Below are 23,908 nucleotides of genomic sequence, written 5' to 3' on the forward strand. Positions count from 1 at the left end.
GTTCCGACTCGCTCACAGCACACCGACCGGGTAGGACCCGAGCACCTTGACGTCCGCCGCGCACTGACGCAGCTCTTCCAGCGTCTCCGTGATGAGCGGATCATCACGGTGGCCACGGAAGTCGATGAAGAAGACATAGTTCCAGGCACCCGAGCGCGACGGCCGCGTCTCGACGCGGGTCAGATCGATCTGGTGGCGATGGAACGGTGCCAGCAGGTCATGCAGCGCCCCCGGCTGGTTGCGCATCGCCACCACGATGGACGTCTTGTCATCACCGGACGCCGGCACCGAGCTGTCGCCGATGATCAGGAAACGCGTGGAGTTGTCGGGGCTGTCCTCGATCTTCTCCTCGACCTTCTCCAGCTCATAGAGCTTGGCCGCCATGTCACCGGCAATCGCCGCACTGTGCCACTCGGTGCGCACCTGACGCGCGGCCTCGGCATTCGAGGACACCGCGATGCGCTCGGCGTGCGGGAAGTGGGCATCCAGCCACTTGCGGCACTGGGCCAGCGACTGGGCGTGGGAATAGATGCGCGAGATCTTCTCGCGACGCGTATTCGGGCCCACCAGCAGGTGATGGTGAATGCGCAGCACCACCTCGCCGGAGATCTTGAGCTGCGAGCCCATGAACGAATCCAGCGTGTGATTGATGACGCCCTCGGTGGAGTTTTCCACCGGCACCACGCCGTACTGCACCGCGCCGGCTTCCACTTCGCGGAACACCTCGTCGATGGCGGCCATCGGCTTGGTCACGGCGCTGTCACCGAAGTGCTTGAGCGCGGCCTGCTGGGTAAAGGTGCCTTCCGGGCCGAGATAGGCCAGACGAATCGGCTGCTCCAGCGCCAGACAGGCGGACATGATCTCGCGGAACAGACGCGCCATCTCCTCGCCCTTCAGCGGGCCGGGGTTGTCGGCCATGATACGGCGCAACACCTGGGCTTCACGCTCAGGACGATAGAACTGCACCTGGCCATCCTCGCCCACGTCACCGGCCGCCATCTTGACCTCGGCCACCTGCTGCGCACAGCCCGCCCGCTCGCTGATCAGGCGCAGCAGCTCGCTGTCGATGGTATCGATGCGCTGACGCAGCTCGTCCAGCGTGACCGCCTTGGCAGCCACCTGCGGCGCAGGATTCTGCTTGGAATCCGTCATCTCACCTCTCCCTTAGCCGTGACGACGCGCAAAGTCGCCCATGAAGTCCACCAGCGCAGTGACGGCAGCTTCCGGCACGGCGTTGTAGAGACTGGCACGCATGCCACCGACACTGCGGTGACCGGCCAGGTTGAGCAGACCCGCCGCCTCGGACTCGGCAAGGAAGGTCTTGTCGAGACGATCATCGGCCAGCACGAACGGCACGTTCATGCGTGAACGGTTCTCGGTGACGATCGGATTGGAGTAGAAGTCGTTGCCGTCGATGGCCGCATAAAGTGCCTGCGCCTTGCGATCATTGATCGCATTCATGGCATCGAGACCCCCGACCTCATCCTTCAGCCACTCGAACACCAGGCCTGAGAGATACCAGGCATAGGTCGGCGGGGTGTTGAACATGGAGCCCGCCTCGGCGGCCGTCTTCCAGTTCAGCATGGTCGGGCAGTCCTTGCGCGCACGCTCGAGCAGATCTTCACGCACGATGACCAGCGTCAGACCCGCCGGACCGATGTTCTTCTGGGCACCGGCATAGATGACACCGAAACGGCTGACATCCAGCGGCCCCGACAGGATGGAAGACGACATGTCACACACCAGCGGCACGCCATCCGCTGCCACCTCGGGAATGTAGTCGAACTCGAGGCCGCCGATGGTCTCGTTGGCGGTGTAGTGCAGATAGCCCACATCACCCGAGAGCTGGATCGCATTCTGACGCGGCACGGCAATCAGGCCATTGCTCTCGCTGGAGGCGGCCACATGGCTGCCCACGGCCAGATGCTCGGCTTCCTTGATCGCCTTCTTGCCCCAGATACCGGTATACAGATAGTTGGCGCTGCCACCCTCGCCCAGCAGGTTCAGAGGCACCCCCGCGAACTGGGTGGACGCGCCGCCCTGCATGAACAGCACGCGATAGTGGGACGGAATGTCGAGCAGTTCGCGCAGATCCGCCTCGGCCTTCTCGGCGATGGCCACGAAGTCGTCGGAGCGATGACTCATCTCCATGACGGACAGTCCGCGGCCCTGATAATCCAGCATCTCGGCGCGTGCGCGTTCCAGGACAGCGGTCGGCAGTGCAGCAGGACCGGCGCAGAAATTGAACTTGCGTGTCATGTCGTCTTAATTCCCGAAAGTGAAGCGACCGCCCCGAAGGCGGTCGCAATCCAGCGTCTTATTCCACGTCTGTCGGCGGGGTATCCGTCGACTCGGCAGCGTCTCCCGCCTGCACCTGTTCATCGGTGCTCAGCGCGTCCTTCTTGCCTTCTTCCTGACCCTCGACGTCGTGAGCGACCGTACCGTCTTCGTCGATCACCACGACATCTTCCGGCTCGTCGACACGCACCGTGGTCACCAGTCGCTCCTCTTCCGCCGTGCGGATCAGGGTCACGCCCTGAGTGTTGCGCGAGGTGATGGACACCTCGGCCACACGGGTCCGCACCAGGGTGCCGCGGTCGGTGATCAGCATCAGTTCATCGTTGTCGCTGACCTGAACCGCGCTGACCAGATCGCCGTTGCGCTCGCTGGTCTGCATCGCGATCACGCCCTGGCCACCGCGGCCACGCAGCGGGAACTCTTCCAGGCGCGTACGCTTGCCGTAGCCATTGGCCGAGGCCGTCAGGATGTAGCACTGCGGCACCTCACCGGTCGCGGCGCCTTCATCCGTCGCGACATCAGTGGCTGCCACATCAGCGCTCTCGACGCCATCCGCCGTCACATCCAGCGAATCATCGAGGTCAGCCTCGTTGTCATCGATGGCCGTGGTGCGCGGGATGATCAGGCTGATGACCTGAGCATCGCCGATCAGACGCATGCCGCGCACACCGCGAGCGGTACGGCCCATGACACGCACGTTCTGCTCCTCGAAGCGGATCGCCTTGCCGTTGGACGACAGCAGCATGACGTGGTCGGAGCCGGAGGTGATGTCGGCGCCGATCAGACGGTCGCCTTCCTCAATGTCCAGCGCGATCAGGCCGACGCTGCGCGGACGCGAGAACTGGCTCAGCGCCGTACGCTTGACCGTGCCGTTGGCCGTGGCGAAGAAGATGTAGCTGTCGGCGGCGTAATCACGCACCGGCAGGATGGTGGTCACCCACTCGCCTTCCGCCAGCGGAATCAGGTTGACCAGCGGCTTGCCACGCGAACCACGCGAGGCCTGCGGCATCTCGTAGACCTTGAGCCAGTACACCTTGCCCTTGTTGGAGAACAGCAGCACGGTGTCATGGGTCGAGGCGACCAGCAGGTGCTCGATGACATCCTCGTCCTTCATCGCGGTCGCCGACTTGCCACGGCCACCGCGCTTCTGGGCCTGGTAGTCAGACAGCGGCTGCGTCTTGGCATAGCCACTGCGCGAGACCGTCACCACCATGTCTTCCTCGTTGATGAGGTCTTCGATGGTCAGGTCGCGACGGCTGGTCATGATCTCGGTGCGACGCTCATCGGCGTACTGGGCGCGCACTTCACGCAGCTCTTCGCGGATGACCTCCATCAGGCGATCGGCAGAGGACAGGATCTCCATCAGCTCGGCGATGCGCTCGAGGATGGAGGAGTACTCGGCCAGCAGCTTCTCGGTCTCGAGACCGGTCAGGCGATGCAGGCGCAGCTCGAGGATGGCCTGAGCCTGAGCCGGCGACAGACGATAATGCCTGGCATCTTCAGACAGCCCCAGACCTTCCGGCAGGTCTTCCGGACGGCAGGAAGTGGCACCGGCGCGCTCGAGCATCTCGACCACCTGACCCGGCTGCCATTCACGATCGATCAGCTTTTCCTTGGCTTCCGCCGCACTCGGCGAGCCCTTGATCAGCTCGATCACCTCATCGATGTTCGAGATCGCCACCGCCAGACCTTCAAGAATGTGGCCGCGTTCGCGCGCCTTCTTGAGTTCGAACAGCGTACGACGGGTGACGACTTCACGACGGTGACGCACGAAGGATTCCAGAATCTGCTTGAGATTCAGGATCTTCGGTTGACCTTCGTGCAGCGCAACCATGTTGATGCCGAAGACGGTCTCGAGCTGGGTCTGGGAGAAGAGGTTGTTGACGACCACTTCACCGGATTCGCCACGCTTGGTCTCGATGACCACGCGCAGACCGTCCTTGTCGGACTCGTCACGCAGCTCGGCGATGCCCTCGATCTTCTTGTCCTTGACCAGTTCGGCGATCTTCTCGATCAGACGCGCCTTGTTCACCTGGTAGGGAAGCTCGGTGATGATGATGTGGTCACGACCGCTCTTGTCGTGGTGCTCGATGGTGTGCACGGCACGCACATAGATGCGACCACGGCCGGTGCGATAGGCATCGAGGATGCCGGCACGGCCGTTGATGATACCCGCGGTCGGGAAGTCCGGCCCCGGGATGTATTCCATCAGTTCATCGATGGTCAGGTCGCCGTTGTCGATCAGCGCCAGACAGCCATCGATGACCTCGCCCATGTTGTGCGGCGGGATGTTGGTGGCCATGCCCACGGCAATACCGGAGGAGCCGTTGACCAGCAGGTTCGGGGTCTTGGTCGGCAGCACGGCAGGAATGCGCTCGGTGCCGTCATAGTTGTCGACCCAGTCGACGGTGTCCTTCTCGAGGTCGGCCAGCAGCTCGTGCGCCAGGCGCGCCATGCGCACCTCGGTGTAACGCATCGCCGCGGCGCTGTCGCCATCGATGGAACCGAAGTTGCCCTGACCATCCACCAGCACATAACGCATGGAGAAGTGCTGGGCCATGCGGACGATGGTGTCATAGACCGCACTGTCACCGTGCGGGTGGTATTTACCGATCACATCGCCGACGACACGGGCGGATTTCTTGTAGGCCTTGTTCCAGTCATTGTTCAGTTCGTGCATCGCGAACAGCACGCGACGGTGAACCGGTTTGAGGCCATCGCGGACATCCGGCAAGGCACGCCCGATGATGACGCTCATCGCGTAATCGAGATACGACTGTTTGAGCTCGTCCTCGATGTTGACTGGCAGTATCTCTCTGGCGATCTCACCCATGATTCGTCAAATCCTTGAACTCAACTGTTGGCGCCACTGCGGCAGCGACAATGTTTCGGGGCAGCAACCGTATTTCGGGCAGCATCAGGTTTCGGTCGCTACTGCAGCGCGGCAGTGGCGTGAAGCGGACACGGGGTGCCAGCTCCGCGGCACCGAAGTGGCGGGATTATATCACTTGCGCGCTCACCTAGCAGCTCACACGAGCCCGCAAACGGATGTCAGTACGGTAGTACGGCCTCAAGGGCAAGCGGCCCACTGCCGCGCCCCTGTCGCTGACAGCGCTCATTGCGGCTCGGGCGACAGCAATGATACCAGCAGCGTGCCGATTTCTCCCTCCAGCGGCATGGCCCGTCCGGTCTGGGTATTCATCAGCACGAAGGTGAAATCCGCGCGGGAGACCAGTGCGCCGGAGCGCGGATGCACCTCGCCCATGCGCGTCTCGCCCAGATGGATCTCCTGATGCATGATCATCTTGCGCCGCCCGACCCGAGCGAGTCGCGTGGTGATCACCAGCTCATCATGCACGGTGGCCGGATAATGCCAGTCCAGATTGACATTGACCGCCACCATCGCGATGCCCTCGCGCTTGAGGTCCGCCAGGTCCAGATGCGCGAGCATGAACTCCCAGCGCCCTTCTTCGTAGAATTCCAGATACCGGGCGTTGTTGACGTGCCCATAGCCATCCAGGTGATAACCTCGCACCGTCAGTGTCGTGCGACTGAAAGTGCCGGCGGTCTCATCGGCGGCGTCCTGTTGACGGCTGTCCTGTTGCATCCTTGCCTCCTGTGCGGGAAACGGATGAGCCTGCTCGGCCCTCGTCGTCAGATCTTAGGCCGGGCACGAGCAGAAAAACAAACGCTTGGTTGAATGATGGCGCCTGCCCTGCTCGCCATCCTGACAAGGCGGCGGGTTCTGCCACGGGCGATGCCCTTCACGTCCAGACCTGCAGGACGGCTACTCGCCGGGCGGGCCCTGCGGCGGCCTCTCGCCTCCCTCCTCGTCGAGGAAGTGCCCCTTCTCGCCCATGAAACAGCCGAAGATCTGGTTAACCCCCGGCGCGGAGGCGTGATAGTGATAGCCACGCACCGGGTCCGTCTCGCCGCCACAGTCATCCAGCTCAGCGGGAACCTTGCCGTCCTTGTCCTCTCTGGCATAGATGGCATAGCCATCCAGCGCATAGCCGATCATCGGCGAATGGCCATCCTCCTGAATGCCGATCTCGGAGCAGCCGGTGGCGGTGTGATAGTGATAGCCCTCATGCGGATTGGCATGCGCGCCACAATCATCGAGCACCCCCAGGGTGTGAGAGCTCAGGATCAGCTCCAGCGGTGCCGGCGGGCCGAACAGCACGCCATTGAGCGCCACGCCGGTGTTGGCGCGGCCGGCCAGCGAGGTCGGTTCGGCGGCCGGTACCGGCACCTTGGGGATCACGACAGTCTTCTCGATGCCGCCGCCCAGTTCCTCCAGCGGACACTCGAGACAGAAGTTGTCGAAGCCTTCGATGGGATTCGGGTTCCCCGCCACCTCGCAGCCACGCGCGCCATCGATCACGGTGATCTCCCCCGTGTTGACGTCGTACATCTGCCACTCCTTGTCCTGATAGAGAGTGGCCAGATTCTTGATGAACTCGCCGTCCACCTGATAGAGGGTGCCCTCGCCATCCATCCAGGTGCCGCCTTCCTCCTCACCGGAATGGATATTGGGCGGGCAGAAAGGCCCCTCCGGCGAGGTTTCCGGGTCCGCGGGCGCACCGGCCACGCGGAACTGATAGCAGGTCGTCTGCGTGCCGCCGCTCAGGGTGCAGTCGACGGTCTCGACCTCACCGACGATCGCGCCCGCGGCAAATATCTCAGGATCCAGTCCAACCGCCGCCGGGGCAGGTTCGCCGTCAGTGGCTTCCTCTGCAACGACTGTCTCTTTCGTGACCGTTGCACTGGCCGCCGCCGTGCTGGCCGCCCTGTCGTGCGCGTCATCCTCCCCGCTGCATCCGAACAGCAGCAGGGTCAGCGCCGCCAGCGTCAGCGGCCGTGCCCGTTTCAGCGCGCTCGCGCCCGACGCTCTGCTCTTCACAAAAGCCGCCACAACCGTCTCCTCAGCAGTCCCCACAGCAGTCTTCATAACACCGTCGTCGATCACTCTGCCGCCCTCCGCGTCTCAAATCTGATGGTCGATGCCTGCGGGTCGATATCTATCGGGCGATACCGCAAACCGCCAGACCGCGAACCGTCAGGTCGATCTCAGACTAGCGCCACAGCGTGCACACAGTATGTCTTTGCGCTCGCGCGCGATGGTCGGCAACCGCAGTGTGACGCAGGGTCACGTCCACGGCGGATGACCCGCCGCATGAGTTTCGCCATAATACGCGCCATTCAGGCGGGCAATCCCCGCTCACCGGACTCAAGGACTGGTCACATGTGGTTCAAGAACCTGCAGCTCTATCGCCTGCATGACAGCGCACCGCTGGAAGAGGGTCGTCTCGCCGACGCCCTGCCCGAATACCTGTTCCGCCCCGTCAGCGGGGTGGAGGCCAAGCGTATCGGCTGGGTCGCACCGGGCGGTCGCAACAGCGACATGCTGGTCCACGAGATCCAGGGCCATTATCTGATCAGCGCACTGCGTCAGGAACGTGTCCTGCCCACTGCCGTGGTCAAGGAAGAACTCGAGGAGCGAGTCGCCGAGCGCGAGACGGCGGAAGGTCGTCCGCTGCGTCGCCGCGAGAAGCTGACCCTCAAGGAGCAGATCTACGAGGAGCTGCTGCCACGCGCCTTCACGCGCTCCTCGCGCACTGACCTGTGGTGGGACAGCCGCCGCGGGCTGATCGCCGTCAATGCCTCGAACGCCAAGCGTGCCGAGGAAGTCCTCGACCTGCTGCGCCAGACGCTGGGCTCGCTCAAGGTCACGCCGCTGGCCGTCGCCCAGCCGCCCTCCCAGGTGATGACCACCTGGCTGAAGGACGTGGCCTCGCGCCCGGATGACCTCATCGTCGGTGATCAGGTCGAGCTCAAGGCGCCGGGCGGCGAGGATGGCGTGCTGCGCGCCCGTCAGTTCGACCTCGACGGCGAGGAAATCCAGACGGCGCTCACTCTGGGCCGCGTGGTCAGCAAGCTGGCACTGGAAGTCGAGGGCCGCGTCGCGTTGATCCTCGGCGAGGACATGGCGCTCAAGAGCCTCAAGTTCGCCGATGCCGTCATCGATGAAGCCAATGCCCAGGAGGATGGTGAAGACCCCATCCTGCGACTGGAGACCGACTTCGCGCTGATGGCCCAGGTGCTCTCCGGCGTGATCGAGCAGATGACCGCCTGGCTGGGCGGCGAAGCTCAGCCGGGAAGCTGAGCGCCCCCCCTTTCTTCTCTTCTCAAGAATGACAATCCGGATGACGTGCGTCGATGACTGACACAGCAACGCCCAAGCCTGCCACGCCTGACGAACAGGACCCGTTCGCCAGGATTCGCCCCTACCACGATCACGAGGTAAGTGAGGTACTGGTGCGCCTCGAGCAGGACCGCGAACTGCTCGACACCCTGACTCGCTTCCGCCTGCCGGGACTGACCCAGCGCTTCCCGTGGCTGGCGCGCCAGATCGCTCGCCTGGCCATCAAGCGCGAGATGATGGGCGTGAAGGACGTGGCCAGTTTCCAGACCCGCATCGCCAGCTACATGGCGCGCATGATCCATACCACCACCACCAGTTTCGAGACGGTGGGACTCGAGCGGCTGTCGGAAGACACGCCGTATCTGTTCCTGTCCAATCACCGCGACATCTCGCTGGACCCGGCCTTCGTCAACTACGCGCTCTATCGCCACGGCCGCGACACGGTGCGCATCGCCATCGGCGACAACCTGCTCCAGAAGCCCTTCGTCACCGACCTGATGCGCCTCAACAAGAGCTTCATCGTGCCGCGCTCCGCCAAGGGCAAGCGCGCGATGCTGGCGGCCTACCAGTCACTGTCGGGCTATATTCGTCACTCCTTGATCCACGATCGGCACTCCATCTGGCTGGCCCAGCGGGAAGGACGTGCCAAGGATGGCCGTGACGGCACCGAAAGCGCCATCATCAAGATGCTGACCATGGCGGCTCGCACCGCCGACAAGACACGCCCCTTCAGCGAGAGCGTCAGCGAGCTCAACATCGTGCCGGTGTCCATCAGCTACGAATTCGACCCCTGCGATCTGCAGAAGGCGCGCGAGCTGGCGGCCATCGCCAATGAAGGGCGCTACGAGAAGGTGCAGTACGAGGACATCCAGTCGATCGCCGCCGGCATCAGCGGTCACAAGGGGCGCGTCAAGCTGGTGTTCGGCGAGCCGCTCAAGGGCGATTTCGCCACTCCGGACGACGTGGTCGCCGAAGTCGACCGCCAGGTACTCCAGCACTACACCCTCTACCCGAGCCACCAGCTGGCACTCGAGAAGCTGGCCGCCAGCCGTCCGCAGCTGCGCGACGAACCACGCCTGGCCGCCGCGCTGGATGTCTCCGCCATCAGTGGTGCCGAGCGCGCCGTGTTCGAGAATCGTCTCGCCGGCGTGCCGAGTGAGCTCAGGGACTGGTGGCTGGTGCAGTACGCCAACCCGATCCTCAATCGTGAAGGCCTGTCCATCGATCTCGACGAGAAGCTGGACGCCGCCGAGGCCACCGCCACCGACTGATCACGCTCACGGGATATCTCCCTGGACACGACAACGCCACCGTCCTGCGACGGTGGCGTTGTCGTGTCTGGCCGCTTCATGCAGCCTGCTGCCGGCGAGCGCCTACTTGCGCCAGAAGCTGGGCGAGAACAGCACCAGCACGGTCAGGATCTCGAGGCGCCCCATCAGCATGCCGATGCACAGCAGCCATTTGGCGCTGTCAGGCAGCGGTGCGAAGTTGCCGGCCGGGCCGATGATATCCCCAAGCCCGGGGCCGACGTTGGTGACGGCGGTCACGGCACCGGTCACGGCGGTCACCAGATCCAGCCCGATCAATGACAGCGCCAGTGCCAGCCCGCCGATGGTGATGAAGAAGAAGAACGAGAAGGCGATGACCGCGCGCACCACTTCATCCGGCAGGGCGCGCCCGTTGTAGCGCTGGGAGAAGACCCCGTTGGCATGGATCAGCGAGCGCAGGTGATTGCCGAGCATGATCAGGCCGATCTGCAGGCGAAAGATCTTCATGCCCCCGCTGGTGGAGCCACTGCAGCCCCCGACGAAGGTCAGATAGAAGAAGGCCACCACCGCGAAGGGCCCCCAGGCACTGTAGTCATCGCTGGCATAGCCCGTGGTGGTCACCACCGACATGACATTGAAGGTCACCTGGGCCAGCGCCGTGAAGAGGTCCTCCCCCAGCACGACGCGATAGAGCGTCAGCGCCGCGATCACCCAGCCCAGCAAACGCAGGAAGCCGCGCACCTGGGCGTCGCACCACATCACCCCGGCACTGTCCTGCCAGGCGCGGATGAACAGCACGAAGGGCAGCGCCCCCAGCAGCATGAAGGCGGAAGCCATCCACAGCAGATGCGGGCGATCGGAATAGATGCCCATCGAGCTGTCGTAGTTGGCGAACCCGCCCGTGGCCAGCGAGGTCATGCCATGCACCACGGCATCCAGCGGCAGCATGCCCCCCAGCCAGTAGCTCAGGATCGCCAGCAGCGTCAGCCCCACGTAGACCAGCCCGATCGCCTTGGCGACACCCCCGGCACGTGGCAGCACCTTGTCGGACCAGTCCGAGGATTCGGTCTGGAACAGGCGCATGCCACCCACCTTCAGGAACGGCAGGATCGCGATGGCCATCACGATGATGCCGATCCCCCCCACCCACTGCATCAGGCCCCGCCACAGCTTCAGACCATCCGACAGTCCTTCGATGTGAGTCAGCACGGTCGAGCCGGTGGTGGTGATCGCCGAGACCGACTCGAAGACGGCATCGGTGACGCCCAGGTGGGTCGCGCCGAAGATCAATGGCAGGCTCGAGTAGGCTGACACCAGCACCCAGCTCAGGGTCGTCAGCACGAACATCGCGCGGGGCTTGAGCTGCAGCTCCACCTGGTGCGAGACCAGCAGCATCACCAGGGCCGACCCCAGCGTGATGCCCAGCGATATCGCGAAGGCCCACGCATCCGCATCGCCCTCTTCCAGCAACAGCAGCAGCGGCACCAGCATCATCACCGCCACCACGCACAGCAGCAGGCCGAGCACCCGGACCACCGGCAGCCACTCCGTCACCTGCAGACGGCGCATCAAGGCGGCACCGTGGCCCCCCGCTCTCGCCTCCCTCGGCGTGCTCATGACGTTGCCTCACGCATGATCGGCTTCATTCCCCATCCTCACCCTTCGTTATGACCACCAGAAGGCATGACAGGACCGCCCGGCAGGCGCACACGCCCCCGCTGCCGGCGCTCCCATCGCCCTCAGGCCCTCGGCCTCTGGCTCGCTGAAGCGACACCTTACACCGTCATCGCGGGCAGTCCAGTGCTCATGCCCGCAAGGCGCCCAGCGCGCGGTGGCGCGAGCCGCCGGGTCCGCGACGTCTCACTCGGGCGGCACCGGGCATTTGTCCACCAGAGCGCCAACGGCCGGCCTGATGGGCCGCTGGCTTGGGCTGGCCGTTTCCCCTGCGGTACACTGAGGCTCCAATATGGCAACGATGCGTTCACGGACAGGAACCTCATGCGTCTGACTGATTGGCGAGCCTGGCAGGCGAGTGCGACACGCACGACCCACGACGGTCGCACCGACATCACCCCCTCCCCGCGTGCCGAACAGGTACCGGCGATGCTGCGCCGCCGACTGAGTCCGGTAGGGCAGGCATGCTGCAAGCTGCTGTTCACCCTCGACCCTGAGGGTGATCTACCGATCATCCACGCCTCCCGACATGGCGACACCAGCAAGATACTTGCCCTGCTCGACTCGGCCACCCAGCCGCAGGAAGCCTTGTCACCCGCACGCTTCTCGCTCTCGGTGCACAACGCCATCCTTGGCATGTACTCGATCACGCGTCAGTCCCATCAGCCGCTCGAGGCGCTCGCCGCCTGCGGTGACGAGTTCGATGCACTGATGAGCGAAGCGCTCGGCTATCTGGGGGAGCGGGAGGAAGTCATCGTGCTGTTCTCCGATATCGCCGCGCCAGAGGCCTTCCAGCACCACGGCGACTATCCCGAGCATGCCAGTGCCGTCGCCATGCGCGTGAGCCGCACCTCGCCTGAGGCCCCGCGGCTCGCCGCCTTGCCAGTCGACGCCGAGGAGCCGGCCCGCCACGCCCCGACCCCCATCGAGGTGATCGAGTGGCTGGAAGCCGCCGGACAGACACCGCTCGTCTGTCGCCGGCAGGCCTGGCAACTGAACCCTCCTCCCATCACTGACGCCGCGCCGCAGTGATGACGCCTCCTCGTGCCTTCGGGCTATCCTCCCCCCTCGGGCGCCTGTGGCGTGGCATCGCCACCGCCATCAGCTTCAGCGTCTTCGGGCTGGGTGGCCTGCTGCTGGGGGGGCTGCTGCCCCTGCTGACAGTGAGCATGCGCGATGGCGAACGCCGCCAGCGCCTGGCGCGCCGCATCATCCATCACGCCATGCGCGGCTTCCTCCAGCTGATGCGCGGCCTGGGTGTGCTCGACTACCGTCTGCACGACTGTCAGCGTCTGCAGCGCCCGGGGCTGCTGGTGCTGGCCAATCACCCCACACTGATCGACGTGGTCTTCCTGATCGCGCTGATCCCCCACGCCGACTGCGTGGTCAAGGGGCGTCTGGCCCGCAACCCGTTCACTCGCGGCCCGATCCGCGCCGCCGGCTATATCACCAACAACGAGCCACAGGGCGTGCTGGATGCCGCCCGCGAGAGCCTGGCCAAGGGCAACGCCCTGATCCTGTTCCCCGAGGGGACACGCAGCGTGCCGGGCCGCGCCCTGAAGTTCCGTCGCGGCGCCGCCAACATCGCCCTGCGCACGCCCTGTGACATCACCCCGGTGCTCATCGACTGCCAGCCCAGCACGCTGACCAAGGGCGAGCCCTGGTACCACATCCCCGCGCAGCGCGTGATGCTCAATCTCAAGGTACTGCCGGACATGGCCCCCGAGGTCTCCCGTACACAGGAGCAGGATGAGCCGGAGGCGCCGCTGTCCCGGGATGCCCGCGAACTGACCCGCCAGCTGGCGGGCACCTTCGCCACGCAGCTCGAGCGTTTCCAGCAGGCCATCGCGGAGCCTGACAGCCCCCATCAGGCATGAAAGTCTGTGCAGGAAGGCCAGGCATGAGTGGCAGACATGTCACGAAGGCATGCCGCAGATTCATCCAGATGGCATATCTGCCGTTATTGAATGACTGACCCCCGACATCATCGCTGATCCATGGATCAACGACCCTGACGCGCTAGAGAGAGGATTTCCCATGAGTGATACCACCTCGCTGGAACTGGAACTCAAGCAGCTGATCATCGATACGCTGGAGCTTGAAGACATCACCCCGGACGACATCGTCGCCGATGAGCCGCTGTTCGTGGACGGCCTGGGACTGGATTCGATTGACGCCCTGGAGCTGGGCCTCGCGCTGCAGAAGCGCTACGGCATCACCCTGGATGCCGAGTCCGAGGACACCCGGGCCCACTTCGCCAGCCTCAACGCGCTGCGCGAGATGGTGGAGGCCCGTCGTGAGCGCTGATCAACCGCCCCCCTCCCGCGAGGAGATCTACGCCCATGTCCGCAGCACCCTGATCGAGCTGTTCGAGATCGAGGCCGCTGACATCCACCCCGAGGCGCGCCTCTACGAGGATCTCGACATCGACAGCATCGATGCCGTGGACCTGGTGGTCGAGCTCAAGAAGTTCACCGGCCGACGCATCGACGCCAACGACTTCAAGAGCGTGCGCACGCTCAACGATGTGGTCACCGCCGTCGAACAGCTGACACAGCGCCAGGCATGACGCCGTCGTCCCCTGACAGCCGCACGCGCCCCGCACTGAGCAGGGTGCTGCTCGGCGTGCTGGGCATCGTGGCCGCTCTTGGCTGGCCACTGCTGGTCTACGCCCTGCTGTCGCGCCTCACCGCAGACAGCGGCGCGGTCAGTGGACACTCGTCGCCCTGGGTGTGGGCCTTGATCCTGTTCGGCGCCCTGCTGATCCAGCGCCTGCCGCTGCATCCGGCATTGCGCCTGGGTCTGGCCGCCCTGCTGGTGGGCATCAGCGTGGCGAGCGAGGCCCAACTCGGGCTGCGGGCCTATCCGGTACTGGTCAATCTGGCCATGCTCAGCGTCTTCGCCACCAGCCTGTGGCGCGGCATGCCGGTGATCGAGCGCCTCGCACGCCTCAAGGAACCCGACCTGCCCCCTGCCGGCGTGCGCTACACCCGCCAGGTCACCCGGGTGTGGTGTGCCTTCTTCCTCTTCAATGCCAGCATCGCCGGCTGGACGGCCCTGCATGCCGACCTGGCGACCTGGACGCTCTACAACGGCCTGATCAGCTATGTGCTGATGGGCCTCCTGTTCGGCGGTGAATGGCTGGTTCGCCGTCGCCTGCGGAGTTCACACACCTGATGCCTGACTCATCTCCCGTCAGCCCGGATACGCCGGTCACGTCGCTGTTGACGCAGCATGTCTGGCGTCAACTCGCCGAACAGTCACCCGAGGCGCCGGCCTGCTGGCTGGCCATCCCCGGTCACCCACTGCGCGCATTGACGCGTGCCGAACTGATGGCGCGCGTGGACGCCTGGCATCACTGGCTGGACTGCCTGCCCGGTGATCACGACGCCCGCCAGCCCGGCGCACGCTGGGTGCTGTTCCAGCCCACCACGCTGGGCGCCTGCGTACAGCTGCTGGCGCTGTGGGAACGCGGCATGCGGGCGATCCTGCCGGGAGATGACCGCCCCGAGACCCTGGCACGTCTGGCGGGCGACAGCGCCGGCCAGCTCCCCGAGACCACCGCCGATGGCTGGCCACCGGGACAGCCCGACCCTGCAGGTACTGCCGCGACGGCTTCTGCACCTGCCCCTGTACGACCGGACACCACGCCCGATGCCGCACGCATCGCACTGGAGCTTTGCACCTCCGGCTCCACCGGCGAGCCACTGCGCATCGCCAAGCGCTTCGACCAGCTCGAGGCCGAACTGGCCGTGCATCGCGCGCTGTGGCCGCTGGCGTCAGGCCCTGACACTGCCCTGGCGTCCACGCCGGACACCGTCAGCCTCAGTCAGGTCAGCCATCAGCACATCTACGGCCTGCTGGTCTCGCTGCTGCGTCCGCTCAGCGAAGGCGTGCCGTTCCTGAGCGAAGCCTGCCACTACCCGGAGCAGCTGGCCGCCGCCATCGCTCAGCTTTCCGGGCTTGGTCATCGCTGCCAGCTGGTCAGCTCGCCGGCCCAGCTGGCGCGTCTGCCACAGACTGATGAACAGACGCCATCCGCCGCCCCTCTGGCGGAACTCGGTCAGGTATTGCGGGTCTTTTCTTCGGGCGCGCCGCTGCCGGCAGAGGCTGCCCGTCATGCCGAAGCCAGCCTTAAGGCACCGGTGATCGAGCTCTACGGCAGTACCGAGACGGGCGGCATCGCCCGTCGCCGCCAGCAAGAGACAGCCCACTGGACGCCGCTGCCGGCAGTGGAGATCACCTTCTCGCCGGACTTCGCGGTGCGCTCGCCATTTCTGGCAGCGCCTGATCAGTGGTGGCAGCAGGCCGACAAGGCGGCGCTGGTGGAGGACGCGGCAGAGGGTGACGACGCACGGAACGCGGCGCCACGCTTTCAGCTGCTGGGGCGCAGTGATCGGCTGGTCAAGCTGGCCGGCAAGCGGGTCTCGTTGAGCGCGGTGGAGCGCTGCCTGAGCGAGCAAGCGGAGGTGCTTGAGGTGCGTTGCCTGCCGATGCCCACGCGTGAGCATCGCCTGGGCGCGGTGGTGGTGATGGATGAGCGCGCGCTGCCGCAGGATCACGCCAGCCGCCGAGATCTGATCGCCCGCCTGCGCCGCGCGCTGATGCCGGGCTTCGAGCGCATCGCCCTGCCGCGCTACTGGCGCTTCGTCACGCGCCTGCCGCTCAATGCCCAGGGCAAGTTCACCGCGGACTCCATCGCGCGGCTGTTCGCCGATCTCGATGATCCGCGCCTGCCACGCTGGCTGGGGGACACCTCCAGCGGGCCACAGCAGAACACCCTGGAAGCCGAGGTGCCTGATGGTCTGGTCTATCTCGACGGCCACTTCGCCGCCCAACCGCTGGTGCCGGGCGTGGTGATGCTCAAGTGGGCACGCGAGCAAGGCAGGACACTGCGGGTGAATGGCGTAGGCATGGACGATGCGCCCTTTCTGCGCCTGGAACGCCTCAAGTTCTCCAACCTGCTGCTGCCCGGCATGCGCTTCACGCTGAGCACTCACCTGCTGGAAGACGCCCAGGGCCTGCGCCTCGACTTCCGGCTGGAATCCCGCGCAGGCCTGCATGCCAGTGGACGGCTGCGTCATGGTCAGCCGCATGCTCCGGACGTCACCCGCGATGACGGGCCCGCGGCCACCCCATCCCCCCATTCCACCTCGGAGGCGTCATGAGCCAATCCCCTGCGCCTGTGAGCGACTCGCAGCACGATTCTGAGCAGCATCTCTCTCGCCAGAGCGCTCCTGAACAGAGCAACGCCCTGCGCGCCTGCGTGGTGATCCCGGTCTACGATCACCCCGCCACCATCGCCGGCGTGTGTGCGGGCCTGGCACCGCTCGGCCTGCCCATCGTGCTGGTGGATGATGGCTGCAGTGCCCCCTGCGCCGAGGTACTCGATCAGCTGGCGGCCGAGGGCCATCACCTGGTGCGTCGCACGCACAACGGCGGCAAGGGCGCGGCGGTGCGCAGTGGCCTGCAGGCTGCCGAGCAGCTCGGCTTCACCCATGCCCTGCAGGTGGACGCCGATGGCCAGCACGATGTCAGTGACCTGCCCGCCTTCCTGAAGGGCATGCAGGACAATCCCGACTGCCTGCAGATCGGCTATCCCGAATACGATGCCAGCGTGCCGCGCATCCGCTTCTACGGTCGCTACGCCTCACATGTCTGGGTATGGATCAACACCCTGTCGCTGGCCATCCGCGACACCATGTGCGGCGTGCGCCTCTACCCGCTGGCCGCCACCAATCGCCTGTTGGCGCGCAATGACTGTGGCGATCGCATGTCCTTCGACACCGAGGTACTGGTGCGCTGGTACTGGGCCGGGGGCGAGGTGGCCAACCTGCCGGTGCGTGTCAGCTACCCCACCGGAGGCATCAGCCACTTCCGCCCCGGCCACGACAACCTGTTGATCAGCGCCATGCATACCCGCCTGTTCTGCGGCATGCTGCTGCGCTCGCCGTCACTGGCCTGGCGCACGCTGAGCCGCCGAGGCGGCAAGCGGCAAACCGCCCACGCTCAAGATGACGCACTGACAGATGGCGAAGACCGTGCAGCACAGACCGCCGACGACAGCGTCGCGCCCAATCACTGGGCCCGCCTGTCCGAAACCGGCTCATTGAGCGGCATGCGGCTGATGGTGACGATCCGCCGTCGGCTCGGGGCCTGGCCGTTTCGCATCGCGCTGTTCCCGGTGCTGATGTGGTATTTCCTGCTGCGCGGCGTGGCGCGACGTGCCTCCTTCGATTACCTCAGACGCCTGGAGCCCGGACTTGGCGGCGTGCGCCTGTGGGCCAGAAGCTTCGCCCACTTCATGCAGTTCGGCGAGGCGATCATGGACAAGGTCTCGGCCTGGAGCGGCGAGATTCCGCTCTCCTCGCTGACCGGCACCGGCCCGGAAGACCTGCGCGATGCCGCGCTGCGTGGCGAGGGCGGCATCATCCTCGTCGCCCACCACGGCAATCTGGATGTGATCAATGCCATCGGCGAGCGCCACGACATCGACCTGTGCGCGCTGGTGCACACGCGTCACGCCGAGAAGTTCAACCAGTTGCTGGAACAGGCCACCGGGCGCAAGCCGCCGCAGATGATCGAGGTCAGCGAGATCACCCCCGCCACCGCCATGGCGCTGGGTGACCGCGTCAATCGCGGTGGCTTCGTGGTCATCGCCGCGGACCGCGTGCCGATTCCCCCCGAAAGCGTGGCGGCAGAACGGGAAAACGCGGGGGGAAGCGAGCGGGAGAGCGTGGAACAGAGCGCCGTCACCCGCGCCCGTGTCCAGCACTGCGACTTCATCGATCAACCTGCGCCCTTCCCCGTGGGCCCCTTCATGCTGGCGGCGCTGCTGCGCTGTCACGTCTACACCCTGAGCTGCGTGCGCGAGCAGGGCGGTGCCAATCCCCGCTTCCGGGTCGATTTCGCGCCCTTCGATGACAGCCGCGCCGTCAAGCGCAGCACCCGCGAGGCATGGATTGAGCAGGCCATGCAGCGCCATGCTGGCCATCTGGAAGCCCGCGTGAAACGCCACCCGCTGCAATGGTTCAACTTCTTCGACTTCTGGCACCAGGCGCCCGACGTCCCGACCTCTAGCGAAGGTGCCTCGGGATCCGAGCGAGTGACCTGACGGCTGGCGCGTCGCCCCGTCTTTCTCTGTTTCAGTTTCAGATTCAGGTTCAGGATCAAGCTCAGGCTCAGATTCAGGTTCAGGTTCAGGTTCAGATTCAGTTGTCCGGCATTCCGTCTTTCAGGCTCTCGGCTTTCAGGTACCTCGTCATGTCATATCCCGTCTCAACCACTGCCCCGGCGCTGACGCTCGACGGCAGTGATATCACCCTCGAGCAGCTGATCGACGTCGCCGAGGGCCGGTGTGGCGTACGTCTGAGTGATGCGCCTGCCTTCCGAGCGCGCATCGAGGCCGGCCCCGCCCTGCTGGAACGCCTGCTGGAGGAGGAAGGCGTGGTCTACGGCGTCACCACCGGCTACGGCGATTCCGTGACCCGCGCCGTGCAAGGTGCCGACGACCTCGAGGCCCTGCCACGCCACCTCTATACCTTCCACGGCTGTGGCATGGGCGCGGACCTCGATGTGGTCAGCAGCCGCGCGGTGGTGATGGTGCGCCTCGTCTCGCTGTGCCGTGGTGTCTCCGGGGTCAGTCTGGCGCTGCTGGAACGCCTTGTCTGGCTGCTCGACCACGACATCCTGCCGCGCATTCCCGAGGAAGGCTCGGTGGGCGCCAGTGGCGATCTCACTCCGCTGTCCTATCTCGCCGCCGTGCTGTGTGGCGAGCGCGAGGTGTGGGTGCGCCCCGGCGCAGGTCAGCCACATGAACTGCGCCCGACCGCTGACGTCTTCGCCCAGCACGGCCTGACACCCTATGTGCTGCGCCCCAAGGAAGGCCTGGCGCTGATGAACGGCACCGCCGTGATGACGGCCCTCGCTGCACTGGCCTTCGGTCGCACCTGCTACCTCAGCCGTCTGAGTGCGCGCATCACCGCGCTCAGCGTGCAGGCGCTGGAAGGCAATCCCTACCACTTCGATGCCGACCTGTTCGCCGCCAAGCCGCATCCCGGTCAGGCCCGCGTGGCGCAGTGGCTGCGCGATGATCTGGCCCACCCGGCGGCGCCGGAGGTCGATGCCACACCGATCAACTCGCCGCGCCTGCAGGACCGCTACTCGACGCGCTGCGCGCCCCACGTCATCGGCGTGGTCGAGGACAGTCTCGACTGGTGGCGCCGCTTCCTGGAGACCGAGCTCAACAGCGCCAACGACAACCCGCTGATCGATGTCGAGGCCGGCAAGATCCTCCACGGCGGCCACTTCTACGGCGGCCATGTGGCGATGGTGATGGATAGCCTCAAGACGGCGGTCGCCAACCTGGCCGACCTGCTCGACCGCCAGCTGGCCCTGCTGGTCGACAGCCGCTATAACCGTGGCCTGCCCAGCAATCTCAGCGGTGCCACGCCGGAGCGCGCGCCGCTCAACCATGGCTACAAGGCGGTGCAGATCGGTGCCTCGGCCTGGACAGCGGAAGCCCTCAAGCTGACCATGCCGGCCAGCGTCTTCTCGCGCTCCACCGAATGCCACAATCAGGACAAGGTCAGCATGGGCACCATCGCCGCGCGGGATGCCCTGCGCGTGCTGGCGCTGGTCGAGCAGGTCGCCGCCGCCACCCTGCACGCCGCCGCGCAGGGCTGTGAGCAACGCGCCGCCATCGCCGGCCACAGCGCCACGCCGCCGAGCCTGGCGGCCTTCGTCAGCGAGCTGCGCGAGGACATCGCCCCGCTCGAGGAGGACCGCGGCCTGGAAGCCGACCTGCGCCTGCTTTGCGCACGCATCCGTGAGCGCCACTGGGCCCTGAGCGCAGACGAGGCCCACGCATGAGCGAACAGACAGCCTTGAGCGAGAAAACAGCCCTGAGCGAGCAGACAGCCCTGAGCGAGCAGACAGCCACGAGCGAGAAAAACGCCATGAACCAGCCCGCCGAAACGCCGATGCCCAGCGCCACGGTGGAAATGGAAGTGCCCTTCCACGACGTCGACATGATGGAAGTCGCCTGGCACGGCCATTACGTGCGCTATCTCGAGATCGCCCGCTGCAAGCTGCTCGACATGCTCGACTACAACTACCCTCAGATGCGCGAGTCAGGCTATGCCTGGCCGGTGATCGACCTGCGCCTGCGCTACGCGGGCCCGGCGCGCTTCGGCCAGCGCATCGCCGTCACCGCGCGCCTGCGCGAGTGGGAAAACCGCCTCAAGCTCGATTACGTGATCCGCGATGTCGAGAGCGGCAAGCGCCTGACCCGTGGCCATAGCGTGCAGGTCGCCGTCGGACTCGCGGATGGTGAGATGCTGCTGGCCTCGCCGCCTGCGCTCAGCGAGCGGCTGGCCGCCTGGCAGGCCAGCAAGTCACAGACCAGCCCGTCACAGGCAGACCCGTCACAGACAGCCGACGAGGACGCGCCTGCCACCCCGCCCCCGACACGAGGAACGCCGTGATGACGTCACGCCTTGCCATTGCCGCCACTGCCCTGCTGCTGACTGCCAGTGCCTTCGGGGCCAGCGCCGCCGAATTCGACGCCCGCGCCCTGACGCAACAGCTGGCGCGCACCGCCCCTGTCTGCGGTGATTTCCAGCAGACCCGCTGGCTCGAGGATGTCGGCGCACAGCTCAAGAGTCGTGGCCAGTTCCATCTGATCGGGGATCCGAACGCGCCCGAAGGCCTGGTGTGGGACACCACCTCCCCCATCGAGGACCGTCTCGAGATGCGCCCGAATGCCAGCGAAGGCCCGGATGGCGAGCCGCTGCCCGCCGACCAGCAGGCGATGGCGGAGCTGTTGGTCAACTTCTTCCACGGCGACTGGCAGGCGCTCGAGGAGCACTTCACGCTCCAGCTCACCGGCAGCGCGGATGACTGGCAGGCCAGCCTGACCCCGCGTGATGCCCGTCTGGCCGAGGCCATCGAGCACCTCGAGATCGAGGGTGGCAGCTGGCTTGACCACCTGACCCTCACCAGCGGCGACGGTGACCGTCTCGCCCTGACCCTGATGCCGCGCGATCAGTGCCCCGAATGACAGGGCGCGGCGACTCGCATGACACGGGGCTGGATCGCGCCGCCTGGCGCTGGCTGTGGGCTGGCGTGCTGCTGCTGTGCGCGGTGCTGCTGGCCGGGAAGCTCGCCCCGCAGAGCCCATGGCGAGGCGCGATCGACACCCGCATCACCGCCATGCTGCCAGCGCAGGAACGCAGCCCGTTGGCCGCGCGCGCCGAATCGCTGGAGGACACCGCCAATCGGCTGGTGATGCTGGTCGGCGCACGCGATGCCAGCGCCACGTCACTCAAGCAGCGTGACGCCGCCGCCCAGGCGCTGCGTCAGGCGCTCGCGCCCCTCGCGACGCTGGATGACGGCAAGAGCCTCGCCAGCCTGCGCCTGCCGGCCGAGGTCCAGCCGGCCCTGATCGCCCCGCGGCTTGCCGAGCTGAGTGACGAGCAGTGGCAGGCGCGCGCCCTCAGGCAGCTGTTCCAGCCCGGCGGCCAGCGCGACCTGATCCATGATCCCTTCGGTCTCGCCGGCGCCTGGCAGGACTGGCTGACACCCGCCAACCTGTCGCTGTCCGGCGGCCAGCTGTTGCTGCGCGCGCCGACGTCAAGCGGTGAGCAGCCTGGCAACGGTTACCGTCTGATTAGCGCCACCCTCACCGGCAGCGCCTACGCGATGGGGGATCAGCAGGCGCTGGAACAGGCCGTGAATGGCGTGAAGGCCGACTACCCCGACGTCAGGCTGCTGCGCTCCGGACTGGTCTTCCATGCCAGTGCCGGGGCGCAGCAGGCCAGACAGGAGATGTCGACCATCGGACTCGGCTCGCTGATCGGCGTGCTGCTGTTGCTGTGGGCGGTGTTCCGCACCCCGCGACGGCTGCCGTTGCTGCTGGTGCCGGTGGCCACGGGCGTGCTGTTCGCGCTGCCGCTGACCTGGTGGGCCTTCGGTAGCCTGCATGTGCTGACGCTGGCCTTCGGCGCCAGCCTGATCGGCATCTCCATCGATTACGTGCTGCATCTGGAATGCATGCGCCGCCTGGCGACGACGAATGGCCGTGGCGGACTCGCCGCGCTGTGGCCGGGCCTGACGCTGGGGCTGTGCTCCAGCCTCGCCGCCTATCTGGCCATCACGCTGACGCCGATGCCCGGCCTGCGCCAGATGGGCATGTTCGCGGCACTCGGCTTGCTCGGCGCCTGGCTGAGCGTGCGCCTGTGGCTGCCGCGTCTCTCGCTACCGGCGGATGCCACCCGCGAGGATTCCCCCGCCGCCCGCGCTGCAGGATGGCTGGCACGCGTACTTCCCGGCAGGCGCAGCTGGCAGGCGCTGAGTCTGCTGCTGGTGGCCGCGCTGGCGAGCCTCTACGGACTGCGCAGCGATGACCGTCTCACTCAGCTCAACCCCTCGCCTGCGTCGCTGATCGATGAGCAACGCGAGGCACAGCGCCTGCTCGCCGAACCGGACGGCCTGCGCTACCTGATCGTGCAGGCCGAGGATGACGCCGCGCTGCTCACGCGCCTGCAGGCACTGGAAGACACCTTCCAGCAGCTGAATGCCCAGCAGCAACTGGGGCACTGGGCGAGCCTCGCCCAGCAACTGCCGACGCTTGCCCAGCAGCAGGCCAACCTCGGCGCCATGCGTGAGCGCACCCGCACCCTGCTGCCCCAGGTGCTGAGCACCGCAGGCCTGCCCGCCGCGCTGGTGAAACGTGCCGAGCAGGCCATCGAAAGCGCCCATCCGTTGCGCCCGGCCGACTGGGTCACGCTGCCTGCCGGCGAGATGGGCCAGCGACTGTGGCTCGACTCACGCACCGCCGCCATCGGCATCGTGCGCTTTGGTGACGTCACGGCCGAGGGCAGCGCCGCCCTGGCACGCCTCGCGGCAGGCGATGACCGTCTCGAGTACGTCGATCAGGTCGCCAGGCTTTCGACGACGCTCGGTAGCATTCGCAGCGAAATGGCCTGGCTGGTCAGCGCTGCGGTGGTGGTGATCAGCCTGCTGCTGGCGCTGCGCTATCGCCGCAGCACCTGGCGCGCCCTGCTGCCGCCGCTGGGCGGACTGGTACTGACACTGGCGGCCCTGACGCTGGCGGGCGTCGGCCTCAACCTGTTCCACCTGCTGGGCCTGCTGCTGGTACTGGGGATTGGCCTGGATGCGGGTATCTTCTGTGCCGAGCATCCTGCGCGCAGCGCAGAAAAAGACAGGAGCGGAGACACCGCCAGCCGCGCCTCGCAGGCCAGTCTGCTGGCGATCTCGCTGTCATGTGCCTCCAGCCTGCTAGCCTTCGGATTGTTGAGTTTCAGTCAGACACCGGCATTGGCCGCACTGGGGCTGGCCTGCCTGCTGGGGCTGACGGCCACCTGGTGCCTGGTGCCCTTTGCCCGCAGTTGAGGCGATCTCGTCACGCGGGCCAGACGGAGGCGGGAACACGAATGCCGTC

At 66.1% G+C, this 23,908-nt stretch carries 19 protein-coding genes; 13 read left to right on the plus strand and 6 right to left on the minus strand.

Annotation, left to right across the window (positions count from 1 at the left end):
• Window positions 1-12 precede the first annotated feature (12 nt).
• From pheA to ACZYGA_RS02720, 5 genes are all read right to left on the minus strand, one after another.
• The gene (gene pheA / locus ACZYGA_RS02700) at window positions 13-1,152 is read right to left on the minus strand and encodes a prephenate dehydratase (protein ID WP_371861094.1); all 1,140 of its coding nucleotides are present in this window, start codon (window positions 1,150-1,152) and stop codon (window positions 13-15) included.
• Window positions 1,153-1,164: 12 nt separating this feature from the next.
• Window positions 1,165-2,259, minus strand: a complete 1,095-nt coding sequence (serC, locus tag ACZYGA_RS02705) for a 3-phosphoserine/phosphohydroxythreonine transaminase (RefSeq protein ID WP_077375238.1) — start codon at window positions 2,257-2,259, stop codon at window positions 1,165-1,167.
• Between the two features lie 58 nt (window positions 2,260-2,317).
• The gene (gene gyrA / locus ACZYGA_RS02710; RefSeq protein WP_404625720.1) at window positions 2,318-5,131 is read right to left on the minus strand and encodes a DNA gyrase subunit A; all 2,814 of its coding nucleotides are present in this window, start codon (window positions 5,129-5,131) and stop codon (window positions 2,318-2,320) included.
• Between the two features lie 282 nt (window positions 5,132-5,413).
• A complete protein-coding gene (locus ACZYGA_RS02715; RefSeq protein WP_084208007.1) occupies window positions 5,414-5,905 on the minus strand; it encodes an acyl-CoA thioesterase in 492 nt (163 codons plus the stop codon).
• Between the two features lie 180 nt (window positions 5,906-6,085).
• Complete coding sequence (locus tag ACZYGA_RS02720) at window positions 6,086-7,213, minus strand: YHYH protein (RefSeq protein ID WP_404625722.1); 1,128 nt, start codon at window positions 7,211-7,213, stop codon at window positions 6,086-6,088.
• 330 nt (window positions 7,214-7,543) lie between these two features.
• Between ACZYGA_RS02720 and ACZYGA_RS02725 the strand changes: the two genes are divergently transcribed.
• Together ACZYGA_RS02725 and ACZYGA_RS02730 are read left to right on the plus strand one after the other, a co-directional pair.
• Window positions 7,544-8,464, plus strand: coding sequence for a recombination-associated protein RdgC (locus tag ACZYGA_RS02725; protein ID WP_176493487.1), 921 nt, complete (start codon window positions 7,544-7,546; stop codon window positions 8,462-8,464).
• A gap of 53 nt (window positions 8,465-8,517) precedes the next feature.
• On the plus strand, window positions 8,518-9,774 hold the full coding sequence (locus tag ACZYGA_RS02730) for a 1-acyl-sn-glycerol-3-phosphate acyltransferase (RefSeq protein ID WP_077375253.1): 1,257 nt from the start codon (window positions 8,518-8,520) through the stop codon (window positions 9,772-9,774).
• Window positions 9,775-9,876: 102 nt separating this feature from the next.
• Here the strand turns inward: ACZYGA_RS02730 and ACZYGA_RS02735 are convergent, their stop codons facing one another.
• Window positions 9,877-11,340, minus strand: coding sequence for a TrkH family potassium uptake protein (locus ACZYGA_RS02735; protein ID WP_404625922.1), 1,464 nt, complete (start codon window positions 11,338-11,340; stop codon window positions 9,877-9,879).
• Between the two features lie 429 nt (window positions 11,341-11,769).
• On the opposite strand from ACZYGA_RS02735, the gene ACZYGA_RS02740 reads away from it, so the two are divergent.
• The 11 genes from ACZYGA_RS02740 (at window position 11,770) to ACZYGA_RS02790 (ending at window position 23,859) form a co-directional block, all read left to right on the plus strand.
• Window positions 11,770-12,477: a beta-ketoacyl synthase chain length factor gene (locus tag ACZYGA_RS02740; protein ID WP_404625725.1), complete on the plus strand. Its 708-nt coding sequence runs from the start codon at window positions 11,770-11,772 to the stop codon at window positions 12,475-12,477.
• Window positions 12,477-13,322 carry a lysophospholipid acyltransferase family protein gene (locus ACZYGA_RS02745; RefSeq protein ID WP_077375260.1) on the plus strand — a complete coding sequence of 282 codons (846 nt, stop codon included), beginning with the start codon at window positions 12,477-12,479 and terminating at the stop codon, window positions 13,320-13,322. The genes ACZYGA_RS02740 and ACZYGA_RS02745 overlap by 1 nt, the downstream gene beginning before the upstream one ends.
• Window positions 13,323-13,482: 160 nt before the next feature.
• Window positions 13,483-13,752, plus strand: a complete 270-nt coding sequence (locus ACZYGA_RS02750) for a phosphopantetheine-binding protein (RefSeq protein WP_077375262.1) — start codon at window positions 13,483-13,485, stop codon at window positions 13,750-13,752.
• Window positions 13,742-14,014, plus strand: coding sequence for an acyl carrier protein (locus ACZYGA_RS02755; RefSeq protein WP_404625728.1), 273 nt, complete (start codon window positions 13,742-13,744; stop codon window positions 14,012-14,014). Before ACZYGA_RS02750 ends, ACZYGA_RS02755 begins: the two co-directional genes overlap by 11 nt.
• Window positions 14,011-14,622: a COG4648 family protein gene (locus ACZYGA_RS02760; protein WP_404625730.1), complete on the plus strand. Its 612-nt coding sequence runs from the start codon at window positions 14,011-14,013 to the stop codon at window positions 14,620-14,622. Before ACZYGA_RS02755 ends, ACZYGA_RS02760 begins: the two co-directional genes overlap by 4 nt.
• Window positions 14,622-16,613, plus strand: a complete 1,992-nt coding sequence (locus ACZYGA_RS02765; protein ID WP_404625732.1) for an ApeI family dehydratase — start codon at window positions 14,622-14,624, stop codon at window positions 16,611-16,613. The genes ACZYGA_RS02760 and ACZYGA_RS02765 overlap by 1 nt, the downstream gene beginning before the upstream one ends.
• Entirely contained in the window at window positions 16,610-18,559 is a 1,950-nt protein-coding gene (locus ACZYGA_RS02770; RefSeq protein ID WP_404625734.1) for a glycosyltransferase family 2 protein, read from the plus strand. Before ACZYGA_RS02765 ends, ACZYGA_RS02770 begins: the two co-directional genes overlap by 4 nt.
• Before the next feature lie 149 nt (window positions 18,560-18,708).
• Window positions 18,709-20,316, plus strand: a complete 1,608-nt coding sequence (locus ACZYGA_RS02775) for an HAL/PAL/TAL family ammonia-lyase (RefSeq protein ID WP_404625736.1) — start codon at window positions 18,709-18,711, stop codon at window positions 20,314-20,316.
• Entirely contained in the window at window positions 20,313-20,930 is a 618-nt protein-coding gene (locus ACZYGA_RS02780; RefSeq protein ID WP_404625738.1) for an acyl-CoA thioesterase, read from the plus strand. The genes ACZYGA_RS02775 and ACZYGA_RS02780 overlap by 4 nt, the downstream gene beginning before the upstream one ends.
• The gene (locus tag ACZYGA_RS02785) at window positions 20,930-21,505 is read left to right on the plus strand and encodes a LolA family protein (protein ID WP_479398325.1); all 576 of its coding nucleotides are present in this window, start codon (window positions 20,930-20,932) and stop codon (window positions 21,503-21,505) included. The genes ACZYGA_RS02780 and ACZYGA_RS02785 overlap by 1 nt, the downstream gene beginning before the upstream one ends.
• A complete protein-coding gene (locus tag ACZYGA_RS02790; protein WP_404625742.1) occupies window positions 21,502-23,859 on the plus strand; it encodes an MMPL family transporter in 2,358 nt (785 codons plus the stop codon). Before ACZYGA_RS02785 ends, ACZYGA_RS02790 begins: the two co-directional genes overlap by 4 nt.
• The last annotated feature ends 49 nt before the right edge of the window (window positions 23,860-23,908 follow it).

The organism is Cobetia sp. BL01 (genome assembly GCF_056493605.1).